General features: G+C 47.5%; 22 protein-coding genes. 8 read left to right on the top strand and 14 right to left on the bottom strand.

The genetic code is table 11. The features are described 5' to 3' along the window. Positions 1-11: 11 nt before the first annotated feature. The 5 genes from AC1MEO_RS02385 to AC1MEO_RS02365 form a co-directional block, all read right to left on the bottom strand. Positions 12-272 (bottom strand): hypothetical protein, encoded by a 261-nt coding sequence (locus tag AC1MEO_RS02385; protein ID WP_480334050.1) that lies wholly within the window; start codon positions 270-272, stop codon positions 12-14. Between the two features lie 28 nt (positions 273-300). Continuing rightward, complete coding sequence (locus tag AC1MEO_RS02380; protein WP_480334048.1) at positions 301-603, bottom strand: hypothetical protein; 303 nt, start codon at positions 601-603, stop codon at positions 301-303. A gap of 148 nt (positions 604-751) precedes the next feature. Then, entirely contained in the window at positions 752-1,882 is a 1,131-nt protein-coding gene (locus tag AC1MEO_RS02375) for a conserved virulence factor C family protein (protein ID WP_480334046.1), read from the bottom strand. 26 nt (positions 1,883-1,908) lie between these two features. After that, complete coding sequence (locus AC1MEO_RS02370) at positions 1,909-3,786, bottom strand: ABC-F family ATP-binding cassette domain-containing protein (RefSeq protein ID WP_480334044.1); 1,878 nt, start codon at positions 3,784-3,786, stop codon at positions 1,909-1,911. Beyond that, a complete protein-coding gene (locus AC1MEO_RS02365; protein WP_480336008.1) occupies positions 3,783-4,418 on the bottom strand; it encodes an HD domain-containing protein in 636 nt (211 codons plus the stop codon). The genes AC1MEO_RS02370 and AC1MEO_RS02365 overlap by 4 nt, the downstream gene beginning before the upstream one ends. A 165-nt stretch (positions 4,419-4,583) precedes the next feature. Between AC1MEO_RS02365 and AC1MEO_RS02360 the strand changes: the two genes are divergently transcribed. Continuing rightward, entirely contained in the window at positions 4,584-4,793 is a 210-nt protein-coding gene (locus AC1MEO_RS02360; RefSeq protein WP_142826362.1) for a cold-shock protein, read from the top strand. 67 nt (positions 4,794-4,860) lie between these two features. Here the strand turns inward: AC1MEO_RS02360 and AC1MEO_RS02355 are convergent, their stop codons facing one another. Beyond that, positions 4,861-5,061, bottom strand: a complete 201-nt coding sequence (locus AC1MEO_RS02355) for a zinc-finger domain-containing protein (protein ID WP_480334043.1) — start codon at positions 5,059-5,061, stop codon at positions 4,861-4,863. A 147-nt stretch (positions 5,062-5,208) separates the two neighbouring features. On the opposite strand from AC1MEO_RS02355, the gene AC1MEO_RS02350 reads away from it, so the two are divergent. The 4 genes from AC1MEO_RS02350 (at position 5,209) to AC1MEO_RS02335 (ending at position 6,952) form a co-directional block, all read left to right on the top strand. Further along, positions 5,209-5,892 (top strand): queuosine precursor transporter, encoded by a 684-nt coding sequence (locus tag AC1MEO_RS02350; protein WP_480334042.1) that lies wholly within the window; start codon positions 5,209-5,211, stop codon positions 5,890-5,892. A gap of 8 nt (positions 5,893-5,900) precedes the next feature. Next, positions 5,901-6,290: a ribonuclease HI family protein gene (locus tag AC1MEO_RS02345; protein WP_480334040.1), complete on the top strand. Its 390-nt coding sequence runs from the start codon at positions 5,901-5,903 to the stop codon at positions 6,288-6,290. 117 nt (positions 6,291-6,407) lie between these two features. Next, complete coding sequence (locus AC1MEO_RS02340) at positions 6,408-6,617, top strand: hypothetical protein (RefSeq protein WP_480334039.1); 210 nt, start codon at positions 6,408-6,410, stop codon at positions 6,615-6,617. Positions 6,618-6,637: 20 nt separating this feature from the next. After that, positions 6,638-6,952, top strand: coding sequence for a hypothetical protein (locus tag AC1MEO_RS02335; RefSeq protein ID WP_480334037.1), 315 nt, complete (start codon positions 6,638-6,640; stop codon positions 6,950-6,952). A gap of 70 nt (positions 6,953-7,022) precedes the next feature. Here AC1MEO_RS02335 and AC1MEO_RS02330 read toward each other — a convergent pair whose 3' ends face one another. Beyond that, the gene (locus tag AC1MEO_RS02330) at positions 7,023-7,145 is read right to left on the bottom strand and encodes a hypothetical protein (RefSeq protein ID WP_480334036.1); all 123 of its coding nucleotides are present in this window, start codon (positions 7,143-7,145) and stop codon (positions 7,023-7,025) included. Between the two features lie 75 nt (positions 7,146-7,220). On the opposite strand from AC1MEO_RS02330, the gene AC1MEO_RS02325 reads away from it, so the two are divergent. Further along, positions 7,221-8,231, top strand: a complete 1,011-nt coding sequence (locus tag AC1MEO_RS02325; RefSeq protein WP_480334034.1) for a PQQ-dependent sugar dehydrogenase — start codon at positions 7,221-7,223, stop codon at positions 8,229-8,231. A 184-nt stretch (positions 8,232-8,415) separates the two neighbouring features. Here AC1MEO_RS02325 and AC1MEO_RS02320 read toward each other — a convergent pair whose 3' ends face one another. Genes AC1MEO_RS02320 through AC1MEO_RS02305 form a run of 4 tightly spaced genes read right to left on the bottom strand, consistent with a single transcriptional unit; the run spans position 8,416 to position 10,415 of the window. Beyond that, a complete protein-coding gene (locus AC1MEO_RS02320; protein WP_480334033.1) occupies positions 8,416-8,631 on the bottom strand; it encodes a hypothetical protein in 216 nt (71 codons plus the stop codon). A 32-nt stretch (positions 8,632-8,663) separates the two neighbouring features. Next, positions 8,664-9,161 carry a GNAT family N-acetyltransferase gene (locus AC1MEO_RS02315; protein ID WP_480334032.1) on the bottom strand — a complete coding sequence of 166 codons (498 nt, stop codon included), beginning with the start codon at positions 9,159-9,161 and terminating at the stop codon, positions 8,664-8,666. 15 nt (positions 9,162-9,176) lie between these two features. Continuing rightward, positions 9,177-10,187, bottom strand: a complete 1,011-nt coding sequence (locus AC1MEO_RS02310; protein WP_480334030.1) for a S66 family peptidase — start codon at positions 10,185-10,187, stop codon at positions 9,177-9,179. Positions 10,188-10,208: 21 nt separating this feature from the next. Continuing rightward, on the bottom strand, positions 10,209-10,415 hold the full coding sequence (locus AC1MEO_RS02305) for a hypothetical protein (RefSeq protein WP_480334029.1): 207 nt from the start codon (positions 10,413-10,415) through the stop codon (positions 10,209-10,211). Positions 10,416-10,610: 195 nt separating this feature from the next. Here AC1MEO_RS02305 and AC1MEO_RS02300 point away from each other — a divergent pair, with 195 nt between their 5' ends. Then, complete coding sequence (locus AC1MEO_RS02300) at positions 10,611-11,255, top strand: SDR family oxidoreductase (protein WP_480334028.1); 645 nt, start codon at positions 10,611-10,613, stop codon at positions 11,253-11,255. A 472-nt stretch (positions 11,256-11,727) separates the two neighbouring features. On the opposite strand, the gene AC1MEO_RS02295 is transcribed toward AC1MEO_RS02300, so the two are convergent. Together AC1MEO_RS02295 and AC1MEO_RS02290 are read right to left on the bottom strand one after the other, a co-directional pair. After that, positions 11,728-11,973, bottom strand: coding sequence for a hypothetical protein (locus tag AC1MEO_RS02295; protein ID WP_480334027.1), 246 nt, complete (start codon positions 11,971-11,973; stop codon positions 11,728-11,730). A 49-nt stretch (positions 11,974-12,022) separates the two neighbouring features. Next, complete coding sequence (locus AC1MEO_RS02290; protein ID WP_480334025.1) at positions 12,023-12,538, bottom strand: cupin domain-containing protein; 516 nt, start codon at positions 12,536-12,538, stop codon at positions 12,023-12,025. Positions 12,539-12,656: 118 nt separating this feature from the next. Between AC1MEO_RS02290 and AC1MEO_RS02285 the strand changes: the two genes are divergently transcribed. After that, positions 12,657-13,457 carry a TIGR00266 family protein gene (locus AC1MEO_RS02285; protein WP_480334023.1) on the top strand — a complete coding sequence of 267 codons (801 nt, stop codon included), beginning with the start codon at positions 12,657-12,659 and terminating at the stop codon, positions 13,455-13,457. 219 nt (positions 13,458-13,676) lie between these two features. Here AC1MEO_RS02285 and AC1MEO_RS02280 read toward each other — a convergent pair whose 3' ends face one another. Beyond that, entirely contained in the window at positions 13,677-15,578 is a 1,902-nt protein-coding gene (locus tag AC1MEO_RS02280; protein WP_480334022.1) for a heavy metal translocating P-type ATPase, read from the bottom strand. Between the last annotated feature and the right edge of the window lie 19 nt (positions 15,579-15,597).

The raw sequence follows: 15,597 nt of genomic DNA, 5'->3' as shown, positions 1-15,597 counted from the left end.
GTCAGCGAAATCTATTGATCACTTTCTCTGTCGACTGCTGCATCATCAAACAGTCCCGGCACCAGTCTATTGACCGCAAAGCTTTGCGTCAGTCCGCAATGGCCGCAGCCTGTGACGATCAACGGAAATTTTCCGGACGTCGATTTCCCCAGGAACAGCAGTTCATCCACGATGACCGGTTCTTTGGTCCCGCAGGCAGAACAGACTTTACTGACGCCCCGGTCGTTTAATGTTCTTGCGATGATCTCCAATTGTTCTTTGGTCAGCCTCATATCCATCACCTTCCTTTTTTGTGGAAAATTAATCCGATTTGTCGTATTCCTTATTGATGAAATCAAGCATATTGCTGAATATGTCGTATTCAAACCATTCATAGGAAGTATCCTGATCGTATTTCCCATCAGCTTTAATCTCTAGATTATTGGAGGAAAGCTGAACAATCTGCGCATCTTCGATGTCTTCTTCCTCGCCTTTCACTTTATGGCCTTTAAACTGCCTGCTCACTTTCTCAAAAAAAACATCCCGTTTTTGGCGATCTTCAAATTCCCACGATTCATACTTTCCACTTGATAAGATTTCAATTGAATACATGCTGTTTGCCATCCCTGTTCCTCCTAGTAAATTATGACTCCCCATTTTATCTTGGTTAGGAGAACTTTACCTCTTAATAGACGAGGGGAAACATTTTCTTTCGAGCAAGTTGATTTAAACGCAGAAAAAAGCCACTGACTTTTCAGTCAGCGGCTTTTTTCTATTCTTCTTTCATGGCTTGGCGTGCTTCGGTCATTTGTTTCCAAACGGATCCTTTGGCATCTTCGCCTTGCTCGATGCGTGCGATTGCCATTTTGACTTGTAATTTCACTTCGAATTCCGGATCGTTTTCAGCTTGCTTCAGCCCCGGCAAAGCCGCTTCTGTTCCCGTTTCATACAGGAACATCGCAGCTCTCCAGCGAACCAGCTTGTTTTTGTCCTTCAAAGTCTCAACCATGATCGGTTCGAATTCCTCAAAACCGAGGTCACTGATGGTATCCCCAGCTGTTCTGCGGACAGCCCAACTCTTGTCTTTCATTGCACGTTCGACGTAAGGCACTACCGCTTTGTCCTTGATATCTCCAAGGAAAATGGCGGCCTGGCGGCGAATCGACATCTTTTCATCATCCAGTGCAAGCGACAGCAACGGCAGATCGTCAACATCCGCTTCGATCATTTGGTCCAGCAGCTGGAAACGGGTTTCCCAGTCGGGCGCACTGAATTCTTCTGCAGAAATCCTGCGGCCTCGCGGTGCTGCTTGAGCCTGTTCTTCCTCTTCCTTGGTTGTCAGCGAATCCAAGCGGTCCTGCGGGTAAGCGGCTTCGATTTCCTCCACCATGCTTTTGCCGATTTCGCTTTTGTCGCCGTAACGGACGCCATAATCGGCCCATTTGCGCTGCAGCAGGTAGTTTTCCTCTGTCGGGTCCAGGACCAGCTTCATTGCATCGACAAAACGTTCCGGCATGCCAAAGCGTTCTTCTGAGCTATTGTCGAAAACTTTAACCTGCAGCGGAATCCCTTTGAATTCCTGAACATGCACATAGACTTCCCCGAAATGCTCATCCAATTCGATTTCTTCGCTTGTATGCTCGCGGTCTTCACCGAACACATTGCGGACTTGGGCTAAAATCTCTTCCCAGTCAAATTTCGAGATACGCTCGACTGCCAAGAAGTCGGCAACGTGATAAACGCCTTTTATACCGTCAATCAACAGCAGTTCCTGGACTTCTTTCGGAGCATCTGCCAGATTCTCTTTATTGTAGTTGTGGCTTTTGCCAAACGGCAATTCCTGGTCGATGATCACTTTCATCGTGTTCGGGCTTGGTGTCGGTTCAATGGTAATGATTTTCACAAAAAATCCCTCCTGCAATTAATGGATCATGCTTCCGCGATTTCCTGGAGATGGGTCCAGCGTTCGATCAATGCATCGTACTCAGCTGTCAGTCGATTAACGTCTTCGGTCAGCTTCTGCAGCTTATCGTAATCAGCACCAGCCAGCGCCATCTCTTCTTCACGTGCTTCGATTTTTGCCTCGGCTTCTGCGATTTTATCAAGGATACCATCGTATTCCTGCTGTTCCTTATAAGTCATTTTTTTTTTTGGTTTCACCGGCTCTGCTGCAATGGTTTCGACAAGCTCTTGTTCAGCCAAGGCGACCGGGTTGTTTTTCTCTTTGATGAATTCAGAGTATAGGCCCTGATATTCTTCAATTTGGCCGGTGCCTGTCGTCCATAATTTCCGCGCAATGCGGTCAAGGAAAAAGCGATCGTGTGAAATCGTGATGACGACGCCAGGGAAGTTTTCCAGGAAATCCTCTAAAACCGAAAGGGTCTGGATATCCAAATCGTTTGTCGGCTCATCCAGGAACAGGATATTCGGCTGCTCCATCAATAATTTCAATAGATACAAGCGTTTGCGCTCGCCACCCGACAATTTGCCGATTTGCGTGCCATGCCCATTTGAAGGGAACAAGAAGCGTTCAAGCATCTGCGTTGCAGACAGGCGAACCCCTTTTTCGGCTTCAAAATCACTGGATGTTTCCTGGATGTATTCGATCATCCGCTGGGACTCGTCCATTTCCGGCAAATGCTGCGTGAAATGGGCGATTTTAACCGTGCTGCCGTATTCCATCTGACCGGTGGTCGGTTCCAGTTCGCCAGCCAACATTTTCATCAATGTTGATTTGCCGGCGCCATTCGGGCCGACGATTCCGATGCGGTCTCCGCCCTGCAACAGGAAGTCAAAGCCACTGAAGATCTGCTTGTCGCCAAAAGCGACGCCCATATCTTTGCCTTCGATGATTTTCTTGCCGAGACGCTGGCTTTGCATCGATAGTTCCAGTGAAGTATTGTCGTTTACTTTTTGGACATCTTCTTTGATTTCATCAAAACGCTGAATCCGCGCTTTTTGTTTGGTCGAACGTGCTTTTGCACCTCGGCGGATCCATTTCAATTCTGAACGGAAACGGTTTTCCAGTTTCTGCTGGGACGAAGCGTTCATCTCGTCGCGAATCGCTTTGTTCTCCAGATAATCCCCGTAGTTCCCTTTATGGGTGTACATGGTCTCATCCGCAATTTCAAAAATATGTGTCGAAACTGCATCCAGGAAGTAACGGTCATGCGTAACAAATAACATGGCTGAACCCATACGCAACAAAGTTTCTTGAAGCCATTCCGTTGAAACGGCGTCCAGATGGTTTGTCGGCTCGTCCAGAAGGATCAAGTCCGCTGGTTCAATCAGGGCTTTAGCAAGCGCGACACGTTTGCGCTGGCCGCCTGAAAGCTCACTGACTACCTGGTCGTACATGTCGATCCCCAGTTTGGATAAAGATGTTTTTGCCATGGCGTTGATGTCCCAGGCGTTTTCCTGCTCCATTTTTTCCTGGATATCCATCAATTCATCCTGCAATTGAGTGGAACTTGAATCGACCATCATATTTTTCAAAGCATTCTCATAGGCGCGGTTCAACATCAGTATCGGCGAATCGCCCGAGAATACCGTTTCAAGGACAGTCAGTGACTCATCGAATTCCGGCTCCTGCATCAAATAGGTAATCCGGTATTTTTTCGGATGGTCCATAACAACCTTATCCGCATCCATTGTTCCAGCCAAAATTGACATCAAAGTCGATTTCCCTGTTCCGTTGACGCCGATCAATCCGGCGCGTTCTCCTGGATACAATGAAAATTCGACATTCTTGAATAATGTTTTGGCTCCAACAGTTTTTGTTAATTTCGTAATATTTAAGTGGCTCATTTATTCCCATCCGTTTCTGTTTGTAGTTGCTCTAAGAAGGATAGCATAAATTGATGGCGTTCTTCAGCCATCTGCTCTCCAGTTTCCGTAGTCATTTGATCTTTCAGCAGTAAAAGCTTTTCATAGAAATGCGTGACACTGCTTGTTTGCGCTTCCCGGTATTCCTGCTCAGTCATTTCTGTACGTGCTTTTTCGCTCCAATCGTAGAGCTTTCGCCCTTTGGCTCCGCCATAGGCAAATGCCCGTGCGATGCCGATTGCCCCGATGGCATCCAAGCGGTCGGCGTCCTGGACGATTTTCGCTTCGATGCTTGTTGTCGGCTTGCCGTTGCCGCCTTTAAAGGACACCGACGCTATAATATCCTGGATCTTTTGCCGCTGGACGTCCGGAAGCGCCAGACGATCCAGGATATCCTGCTCCAAATCCTCTTCAGGCTTTTTATATTTCGGGTCCGAAACGTCGTGCAATAGCACCGCGAGTTCGACGATGAATGCATCCGCCTGCTCTTGTTCCAATATGATTTCCGCATTTTTCAACACGCGTTCAATATGCTGCCAATCATGGCTGGCATCGAACAGCTCATAGATTTTCTTTACTTCGTTCCGACATTGCCTGATCTTTTCCTGGTCCATATTTCCGCTCCTATCGCCTGTTTCTTCTATTATAACCTGAAATGCCATCAGAATGCCTGTATTCCCAACGATTATTGACGTTTTGATGGGCATCATGTATAGTATAGCCATCCATGACATGGCGCCTTGAGGTCCATGGCATACTCAATAATAGGGGGAACTCGCATGCACCAGGGAACAGTAAAGTGGTTTAACTCAGAAAAAGGTTACGGATTTATTGAGTATAATGATGGTGATGATGTATTTGTTCATTTTACAGGCATCCAAGGTGATGGATTTAAGACATTAGCTGAAGGCAAAACCGTGTCGTTCGATATTATTGATGGCAACCGCGGACCACAGGCTGCCAATGTTATCCAAATCGATTCGGAATAAACCAATAGAAAAAAGCAGGGACGGAATTTCCGTTCCTGCTTTTTATCATGCACAAGAAAAACAGATTTTATTGATTATCACCAGTTCCAACTTTATTGAGTTCATTTCCCAAAAATTGCAATTGGGTTCCAACTGTACAGCTGCTAATGCAGAATCTGTGGGCGGCGGTTTTCCCTTCATCTTTGCGAAGTTGGGCCCGCACAAAGCAACCTTCACAGTATGCCGTCAGCATTTCGTCTATTTCATTGATGATAGAGACTTTTTTCACTTTGTCACCTCATAGCAAATCGTCATTTCCTTATTCTACTACGCATTTGTTTTTTATTCCAACAATAGTTATACTGACTGAGGACATTTTCACGGTACTAAGCGGTTCGCAAATTCCCGCTTCACCAAAACTAAGGAGGAAGTTTTTTTGTTTAATGAATTTTGGGGACTCGGCTTTGCCTTGTTCAATTTTGTACTGTTATTGATCATGTATAAGTTTTTTGGAAAGACCGGCTTGTTTGCCTGGGTGGCCATTTCCACGATACTGGCGAATATCCAGGTCACAAAGACCATAGAAATTATCGGCTTGACGGCCACATTGGGCAATAGCCTGTATGCGTCAACTTTTCTGGCCACAGATATCTTGAATGAAAAATACGGCAAAAAAGAGGCGAAAAAAGCAGTTTGGCTCGGCTTTTCTTCCCTGCTGGTCATGGTTTTGGTCATGCAGTTCGGAATCAAGTTCATCCCCGCTGACAGTGATTTTGCCCAAGGCTCTTTGGAAACGATTTTCGGACTGATTCCGCAGATCGCCATCGGCAGCATGGTGGCCTATCTTGCAAGCCAACACTTGGATGTCATCATCTTCGGAGCGCTTCGCAAAATGTTCCCGAAAGACAGCCAATTCTGGATCCGCAACAACGGTTCTACTCTGCTGAGCCAGCTGCTGGATACCTTAATTTTTACCTCTATCGCTTTTTGGGGCGTTTTCCCGTTCGATGTGTGGCTTCAAATATTCATTTCGACCTATGTGCTGAAATTCATTGTCTCCATTATGGATACGCCTTTCGGCTATCTGGCGAAATGGATCAAACCCATTGATGAAAAGTAGGTGATCCTATGTTGGAAGTGTTTGTGGATGCAGCGTCTGCAGGAACTCCTCAAGTGAGTGCAGTCGGCGTTTTTATACGGGGGGAAGGCCATTTGATCCACTGGAGTGAATATGTGGGGGAAATGGATAATCATACAGCGGAATTCTTCGCGCTGGTGAAAGGGCTGGAGCTTGCGAAAGAATTGTCGTCAGGCATGGTGTCGGTCAAGTCGGATTCACAGGTCACCGTGAATGCTTTTGAGAAAAGATCCGTTAAAAATCCAAAGTATAAACCTTTTCTGGCAAAGGCGCTGGAAATCGGCGATCAATTCGATTTCTGCTTTATCAAATGGATTCCTGACTTCCAGAACCGGGCGGCGGATGCCTTGGCCAGGACTGAACTTCGCGCCCATAAATAATTTGTCCAAGCTTTGGCAGCCGTCCCACATTTTATGGGCGGCTGTTTTGGTTTCTATGCATACGCTGCAGCGAAAGTCTGATAAGATTAAGTTATTATATTTCATTGGAGGAAGCTTATGAGAACTAAACTTGGTACGGCACTCGACATTTTCATCCTGGTCATCGGACCGTGGATCGTCTATACGCGCATCGTTGAAATCATGCAAAATGGAGCCTCTGTTTATCCGGTGGTTTCAGTGGTTATTGTAACCGTTGCAGTAATTTTCTCCGTCTATAACCTATATTTGCTGGTGACACGCAAACAGCAGGATAATATGAAAAAATAAGTGGAAAAGAGGCTCCAATCGTGAAATCGGTTTTGTTTTACTTTATTCCACTGCTGGTTTTTGTGGTGGTCAACAACGTCGTTGCCAGCATGGCATGGCCGCATTACCTGGTATTGCTGCTGGCGTTTCTTGTTTTCCAGCTGGCGCGCCTGCGCTACCCGAAAGATGCCATACCGCCAATCGCCAAAATCACACAGGTGGCCTTTTACCTTTTGACTGTTGCGACAATTTTCCGTGACGAATTTTTGAACCCATTGATTATTAATGTGCTGATTGGCGTCACATTGGGGATAGTGATAGCTGAGATTATCCAGACGAAAAAAAAGCCATCCTAAAATGGCTGCAGACCATAAACAACCTCGAACAATTCGAGCTGGTTATGGTTTTTTTTATGCATTTTTCTCTTTACTTGGTGAAATACCAGACCAGCACCAAGACAATGGCTACGATGACCCAAGTAACGACACGGATGAGATTCTTTTTTTTGCGGATTTCTTCCTGACCTTTTACGTCTTTCATTAATGGCATGAAATCACCTCCCTTAGTATATGGGTTCCTATTGCCGAACAATTCCATTAAGATGGAAAAAAAGGAGGTTTTTTCGTGAGAAAAATACTAGTCCCCTCTCTTTCCTTATTGCTGCTGGCAGGCTGCAACAACGCCGCACCCAATCCGGATGAAGCGACAGCACCTTTTGAAGCGGTGGCCACAGATCTTGAAGCTCCATGGGCAATCAACAAGACGGGTGATGAATTTTATATTTCGGAACGGCCTGGCAGTGTTGCCCATATAGCTGAAGATGGTACCATGACCCGGCAGGAAGTCAACTTTTCCGATGCTCTTTCCGGTGCTGCAGAGGCAGGTTTCCTAGGGTTCGTTTTGAAGGAAGACTTTGAAGAAAGCCAAGAAGCTTATGGATATTATGTCTATGAACGCGATGGTGATGATTACAACAAAATTGTCACGCTGCTTTTGGAAGGGGGCCAGTGGCGGGAAAATAGCGTGCTGCTGGAAGGAATCCCAACAGGCAATGTGCACCACGGCGGCCGGCTGGAATTGGATCCGGATGGAACCCTCTTTGCGACCATTGGGGATGCTTCCACTCCCGAGCTTGCCCAGGATCTGGGCTCTGTCAACGGCAAAATCCTAAAGCTGAACCCCTCCGATGAATTTGAAATCTATTCGCATGGCCACCGTAATCCGCAAGGCCTCACCTGGGATGAAGAAACGCTGTATGCCTCTGAACATGGCCAATCGGCTAATGATGAAATCAACATCATCGAAGAAGGCAATAATTACGGCTGGCCGACCATCGAAGGCGATGAGTCCGAAGAAGGGATGGAATCACCATTTTTCACTACCGGCTCTGACGTCACATGGGCACCGAGCGGAATTGACATGCACGACGGTTCCCTCTATGTAGCTGCTCTTCGGGGAACGTCCATTAAGGTGTTGGATCCCCAAACCGCTGAAGTATTGGACTCGATTGAAGGCTTTGGCCGCGTCCGTGATGTGTATTCAGATGGTGATTCCCTTTATTTCATCAGCAATAACACAGATGGCCGGGGCACCCCCGCAGAAGGTGACGACAAACTCTATAAACTGAATGAATAGCAAATGGGGCTGTCTCTTAAGTTCCCAACATAAAACCGCTGGAGAAAAAGGATTGATTTTTCTCCAGCGGTTTTTGCTTTGCATGCAGTATTCCCTGAAAATAGCTTGCCGGTGCCAGCTGCTTTCAGGAGATTATGGGAAGCTTTTTTGAATTTTATTTGAAAAGAAGAATTGTTTTATTCCATTAATTGATCTTACTGTCCAAGTTGGATAGAATACGGTCCAAACTCGGTACAATACTGTCCGCGAGCGAAAATGCTGCCGGCACGAGGGGATGGCGCCCCTTCAAACTGCCTTGATGGAACATTTTTGTGCCCGCTAAAAATTTCGATGCGAGCGACGGATAACCGAGTCCAGCAAACTCCTTGAATTCCCGGTTGGTGATGGTCGTTTTGACCAAGGTCCTTTTCTTTTTCAGTTTAGAATATGCTGTTAAATGAATTTCACCATAAGATTTTCGTCGATGTATTTTTCCGGTGTTTTCATCGACCGGATTTCAGTTCCATATTTTTCAAAGCCCAGCCCTTCATATAGAGCGATTGCCGGCAGGTTTTCACTGGCGACCGTCAAATCCAAGCGTTCCAGCCCATGCCAGTTCCCGGCAAAGCGCAGGAGCTCCTGCATCAACCGCCAGGCAATCCCTTTTCCCCGCTCAGCAGGCGCCACATAAACAGCCACTACTGATGCCCGGTGATTGAGCTTAGCTGCCGAATTGCGCACCAGCGTTACATTTCCGCATAAAGCACCGGCCGCAAAAGCACCGAATGTGACAGCATTCTCTAAAGCCAAATTCTCCGCTGTTTTTTCAACCGGCCTTCTGACTGCATCTTCCAGTCTCGTTGCGAAAGAATCCGGGCTGTCCTTCAAAGCTTCGATGCGCAAATCATAATAAGCCTGTGCATCCCTTATGTCCAATTTCCGAATCTCCATAAGCAGACATCCTTTTCATCTAAACTCCTGAGTGACGGTGCCCTTGCCGTCAGCGACTTGAATTTCCGCGTACGCTCCGTTGACAAAGATGATCTGCGGGGGCACATGGCCCAAGTCGATATCAAAGGCAATCGGCAATCCAAGATCTTCTGACAGCTCCTGATACATCTTTTCGACGGTGTAACCCTCGACCGGCTCATTCGCCGCACTTCGCCCAAAAAGAATGCCGGCACAATTTTCAAACCATCCCGCATATTTCATCCCTGTCAGTGACCGTTTCAAATCCACGACGGACATTTCGCAATTCTCCAGGTACCAAACAACCTGTTCACCCGGAATATGCGTATCCCGAAAAGCCTGAACTTCCCCATATGGTGTTCCGACCAAGTGGCGGATCACATCAATGCAGCCACCCAGCAGGCGGCCTGAGAATGTTTCGCCGGTTCCTGAAACAGTCTTCCACCTGGTAGGTTCCGTCAAATGAAAAACCACCGGAGATGGAGCTGAATGATTCCATTCTTTCTGAAAATGCGAAGAAGAACTTTGCGCAACGGTCCCTCCGGCTTTGGTTTTCAGAACCGATAGCCACTGCCCTGTTGTTTCGTCGCTTTTTTCGCCGCGCAGATCCACGATGTTGGTCCCGTGGGCTGTGGCTATTCCCGTTTTCAAGGTAATCGCCAATAACAGCACACTAAGGTCTGAATACCCCAGTACCCATTTTGGCTGCATTTTGGTGAAATCCAAATATTCCAGTGTTTCAATCAGCAGTTCTCCGCCCCAGGGTGGGAAAATGAAATCGATTTCCGGATTATTCATCATGTCCATGAATTCATCCGCACGCTTTTTTGCAGGTGCCGATTTGGCCAACTGCTGCGTCCAGGCAGTTTCTCCCGTTTCAATCCGGAAGCCGTTCTGCTGTTGGCGGGCAATCGCCTGCTCCAGGAGATTATGCTGCTCTTTCCCTACTCCTGAAGATGGCGCTGTAATTCCAATCGTATTCAAGGTTTTTCCAGGATATCGAATCATCCAATAGTCCCCCTTTATGAGTTAAACAAAATAAAATAAGGAAAATATCATCGCCATTAAGATAGCAGTACCCGAACAGAACCATACCGCATGACCCATCAATTCCATAAATCGGCTTGGTTCCTTGTCCAACCTTTTCCCTTTAAATTGCGAAAAGTCAGGCGGTGTTTCTCTTATCGGAGCTGTTCTCTTTAATTCCATCATCTTTGTATCTGTCATCGGGTTCATAATGTTCCTCCTAAAATCAGTTGCAGTAAAATCAGTTTGTTGTTTCTATTATACTAAACTTAACTTGAGAATAAAGTCCCTTTTTCTACATATTGGCATTTTTCAGAATTAAACAGAGGCCCACTTTGCTTGAAGTGGCTCTTGCAGGGTATATTAGGGAAGAGCGAAACGAAAACCGCAGAGGGGCTGATCAGGATGAAAGTATTGGTAGTCGGAGCAAATGGACAAATCGGAAGGCATTTTGTAAAAATGCTGGCAGACAGCGAAGAGCACATACCGAAAGCAATGATCCGCAAAGAAGAGCAAATCAGTTTTTTCAACAGTCTGGGCGTAGAATCGGTATTGACCAGCCTTGAAGGCAGTGTAGAAGAGATTGCGGATGCCATGGAAGGCTGCGACGCAGTTGTATTCGCAGCAGGCAGTGGCGGCGGAACCGGTGCAGATAAAACCTTGCTGATAGATTTGGACGGCGCCGCCAAAACGATCGAAGCAGCAGAACAAACCGGTACTGAACGCTTTCTTATGATTAGTGCCATCAACGCCGACAAGCGCAACATGTGGAAAGAAGATATGGCCCATTATTATGTAGCCAAACACCACGCCGATAATATACTGCGCGCCAGTGGATTGGTCTACACCATCATCCGTCCGGGCCTGTTGACGAACGATCCCGGAACCGGCAAGATTCTGGCGACAGAAAATCTGGATTCCGGAGAAATCCCACGGGAAGATGTAGCCCGTGTGCTGCTGCATTCACTAGCGAATGAGCATGTCTATAACAAGACTTTTGAAATTATTTCCGGCGAAGACCAAATCGAAGACGCGCTCAATAGTTTGTAGATCCATCAAAATGGCAAAAGAATATTGATGTCATTTAAAGAATGAATCCACATTTTATCCTGTTTATACCGGATCCTGCGCTCCAGGCGGACGCTTTCCGCGGGCTTGCGCCGAACTAACTCGGACTAGCGCCCGAGTGGATTTCGGCACTTCGCTGTTCCCGCAGGAGTCGCCGCCTTGCGCTCCGGATCCTTGAGTGAAGGATTTACCAGATTTGTAGGGACTACAGTTCCTGAAGTTGACTAGCAAGCTTCTCTCTTTGATCGAAGCAACACCCTCCCGAGCGGGCTGGCCACGGAGACTCCTGTGAAATCAGTGAAAGCTGAAGACCCCAGGAGGCTGAAGCCTGAGCCCACGGAAAGCGAAGTGGCGGACCGTTTGAGGATTATGCACCGCTATAGATTTTGGTCAAACTTTGTCTACAGTCTGAAAGGCTTCTGATCTAAATGATCAGAAGCCTTTTTCGTGTTGATCAGGATGAAGTTTTCAAGCTTTTTATCCCAATGACCAACTGAAACACAAATGCAATCGAACAGAGAATGATCGCAGCATAGCCGAGTCCGCCGATTGGCGTCATCTGGAAGGTTTGGATGACCAGTAAAGCCATCATCAACGCAATGCCAAAATTCACAATATACGGCCGGTCATAATATTTCTTGGATGCGATTCCTACAAAAATCGCCACAGCAATAATCAATATCAATAAAAAACTCCCCATAGTTCTCCCTCACCCTTTAGCTTTGTCTTCCCCAAGTCTAGCATTTATCCTATCGATCCGATAGAGTGCCGGGCATTTTTTCATAGGCCAGCTTCTTGATAATCGGCTCTTGTCCAGGATAGAGATCGAGCAGTTCCCCCTGCAGCAATAATTCGAAATCAGCAAAATCAAATCCCGGCGAAACCATGCAGCCCACCAAAGAAAATGCTTCCTCGGCCTCGACTGTCGAACCGAAAATACTGCCTCTTTCCACCAGCACCTGCGGCCGTTCCCCGGCGGCTATATCAAGCCCCAATTTTTCGGCCCGGTAATGCCCTTCAGCATCCAGGATATGCACTGTAACCGCATGGCCCGCGTGAAAATACCAAAGCTCATCGGATTTCAGACGGTGAAAATGTGAAATATCCTGTGACCTCAACAGAAAATAGATGCTGGTGTACAAATTCCTTTCAGCCGGGTGCGCAGCCAGGTTGACCTTTTCAGGCGAAACGAACGATTGCTTAAAGTATCCGCCTTCCGGATGTGCAGCCATATCCAGATGGGTGATCCAATCCTCTGCATTCATCGTGTCCATCTCCATTCCGTTTTATTATTTGCATTTCCGAAATTAATGAAACTTTCCAGCTCTTTAGACGTATCCATTGTATGTTATAAACATACCCTTAACCAAGGAGGAATAAAAGATGAATAATCATGAAATCGATTTTAAGCTGCATGGGGACGATATGCAGTTTGTGGAAGTGGAGCTGGATCCTTCCGAAACCGTCATCGCAGAAGCTGGCGCATTGATGATGATGGAAGACGGCATCTCCATGGAAACGATTTTCGGCGATGGTTCGAAAAGTTCGGGAGGCAGCGGCTTGATGGGCAAACTCATGGGGGCCGGAAAACGGATCATCACCGGGGAAAGCTTATTCATGACGGCTTTCACCAATAACGGAACCGGCAAACGCCATGTGTCTTTTGCAGCCCCTTATCCCGGCAAGATCATTCCGATGGACTTGAGCATGCTGAACGGCAAAATCATCTGCCAAAAAGATGCCTTCTTGGCTGCGGCAAAAGGGGTTTCCATCGGCATTGAATTCCAGCGAAAACTGGGGGCCGGTTTTTTCGGCGGTGAAGGTTTCATCATGCAAAAGCTTGAAGGCGACGGGCTGGCATTTGTCCACGCCGGAGGCACCATCTACCGCAAAAATCTCCAAAAAGGTGAAGTGCTGCGCGTTGATACCGGCTGTCTGGTCGCGATGACCGGAGACGTCGATTACAATATCGAGGCTGTACCAGGCATCAAAACCGCCTTGTTCGGCGGCGAAGGTTTGTTCTTTGCGACATTGCGCGGTCCCGGCAGTGTCTGGATTCAGTCGATGCCGTTCAGCCGCTTGGCCAGCCGTGTGTTTGCGGCCGCTCCCCAAAATCCTGCCGGCCGTTCGAAAGGTGAAGGCAGTGCCGCCGGTGGATTGTTCGATTTACTGGGCGGAAGATGATTTCCTGAACTTCTTCTGCAAGGGACCGTACAACTTTCCCACCACCTTTGGATCGAGTTTCCAGTGGTTCAGCCTATTGCCAGTTTCGCCCTGAGAAAGCTGCAGACCAGCCAGGAAAGCGAAAGCATACAAAAAACCGACTGATTTTAATCCAATCAGTCGGTTTTTTCATGCCCAAAATCAGGTTCCCATAAGTTTCCCTGAAGATGAGGCAGTGTTTTAAACCCCAGCATGGGCCGGTTCCAAAGGTTTTCCAGCTTTCATTTCTTTGCGGTTAAAGCCCATCAATCTCATGGCGTTCAAGATGACGATGAGGACGCTGGCTTCATGGATGAACATCCCGGAAGCCAAGTGGATAGATCCCATCAGCACACCTGACAGCAGGACTGCCACGATGCCGACTGCAAAGAATGTATTTTGTTTCATATTGCGGATTGTTGCTTTTGACAAGGAGTAAGCATGCGAGAATTGCATCAGTTTATCAGCCATCAACACGACATCCGCAGTTTCCATTGAAATGTCGGTACCGCCTTCGCCCATCGCAAGACCGATGTCTGCAGTGGCGATCGCCGGGGCATCATTGACGCCGTCCCCTGCCATCGCGACGACATGGCCCTGCTCTTTCAATTGTTTTACGTAAGCCACTTTGTCTTCCGGCAGCAGCTCGGCATGGAATTCATCCAGGCCTAGGGCTGTAGCGACCAGTTCGGCCGTATGCTGGTTATCCCCAGTCAGCATGACGATTTTTTTGATGCCGTTCGCTCTCATTTGAGCGAGTGCAGGTGCCGCGTCTTCACGGATTTGGTCGGCGATCGAGAAGATGCCGGCCACTGCCCCGTCCACAGCTGCAAATATGGCGGTATTCCCTGCTTTTTCACGTTCTACTGCATAGGCCTCTACTTTTTCCGGGATGCTGATCTGTTTCGCTTTCATCAGTTTCCGGTTCCCGACCACCAAAATCCGACCTTCCACACTAGCCGCCAAGCCATTGCCTTTAATGACTTCAACTTGTTCCGGCTCTTGATCGAGGGCAATATTTTGGCTTATCGCTCTTTTGACGATGGTTTGGCCCAGATGATGCTCAGAAACTGTTTCTGCCTGCGCCACCAACCGGAGCAACTCCTGCTCTTCATAGGAATGGAACACTTTGATATCGGTCACTTCCGGTTTGCCTTTTGTCAATGTGCCGGTTTTATCAAAGACCAATGTGTCGACTTTCGAGAAGCGGTCCATCACTTCGCCGCCTTTGACCAAAACACCATTTTTCGCACCGTTGCCGATGCCCGCTACACTGGAGACCGGCGCACCGATGATCAATGCACCTGGACAGGCAATGACCAGGAATGTAATAGCCAGATGGAGATCTCTTGTCAAAGCGTATACCACAATCGATAAGACCACGACAGCAGGTGTATAAATATTCGCGAACTTGTTCAGGAATTTTTCGGTCTTCGATTTCGATTCCTGCGCTTCTTCCACCAACTCGATGATTTTTGCGAATGTCGTATCATCGCCAACCTTTTCAGCGATGATTTCGATGTATCCCGTATCGATGACGGTGCTGCCATACACTTTGTCTCCTTGTTTCTTGGAGGCAGGAACTGATTCCCCTGTGATAGCCGCTTCATTAAGTGAAGCGTGTCCGGTGACGATTTTGCCATCGACCGGTACTTTTCCACCAGTCCGTACCATCACGCGGTCGCCCGGGACGACGTCTTCCACCGGTATAGTTTGGGTGACGCCGCCACGGATGACGGTTGCTTCTTGCGGCGCCAAATCCACCAGCCCTTTCAGGGAAGAACGGGTTTTTTCGAGCGTACGCACTTCCAGGTAATCCCCGAACAGGAACAGGAATGTTACAACTGCCGATTCCACGTATTCACCGATAAACAAGGCGCCGATGACTGCGATGGTGACCAGCATTTCTATGCTGAAGGCTTTCATCATCAATGCCTGAAATGCCTTGATGGCAATTGGGATCCCTGCGATGACCGTGGCAAGAATCAATACGAGCTGCCGCAAGTCATACTGGCCTGTAAAGTTTAAAACCAACGCAAGCACCAGTAAAAATCCAGCTCCAAATGTAATAGTTTTTTTGTTCTTGTGAATAAATGCAAACATCTCTCTTCAACTCCTCTTT

The organism is Planococcus sp. BI3, assembly GCF_056680115.1.
Note: the sequence above shows the minus strand (reverse complement) of the source record. Positions and strands in the feature narration are given on the sequence as shown.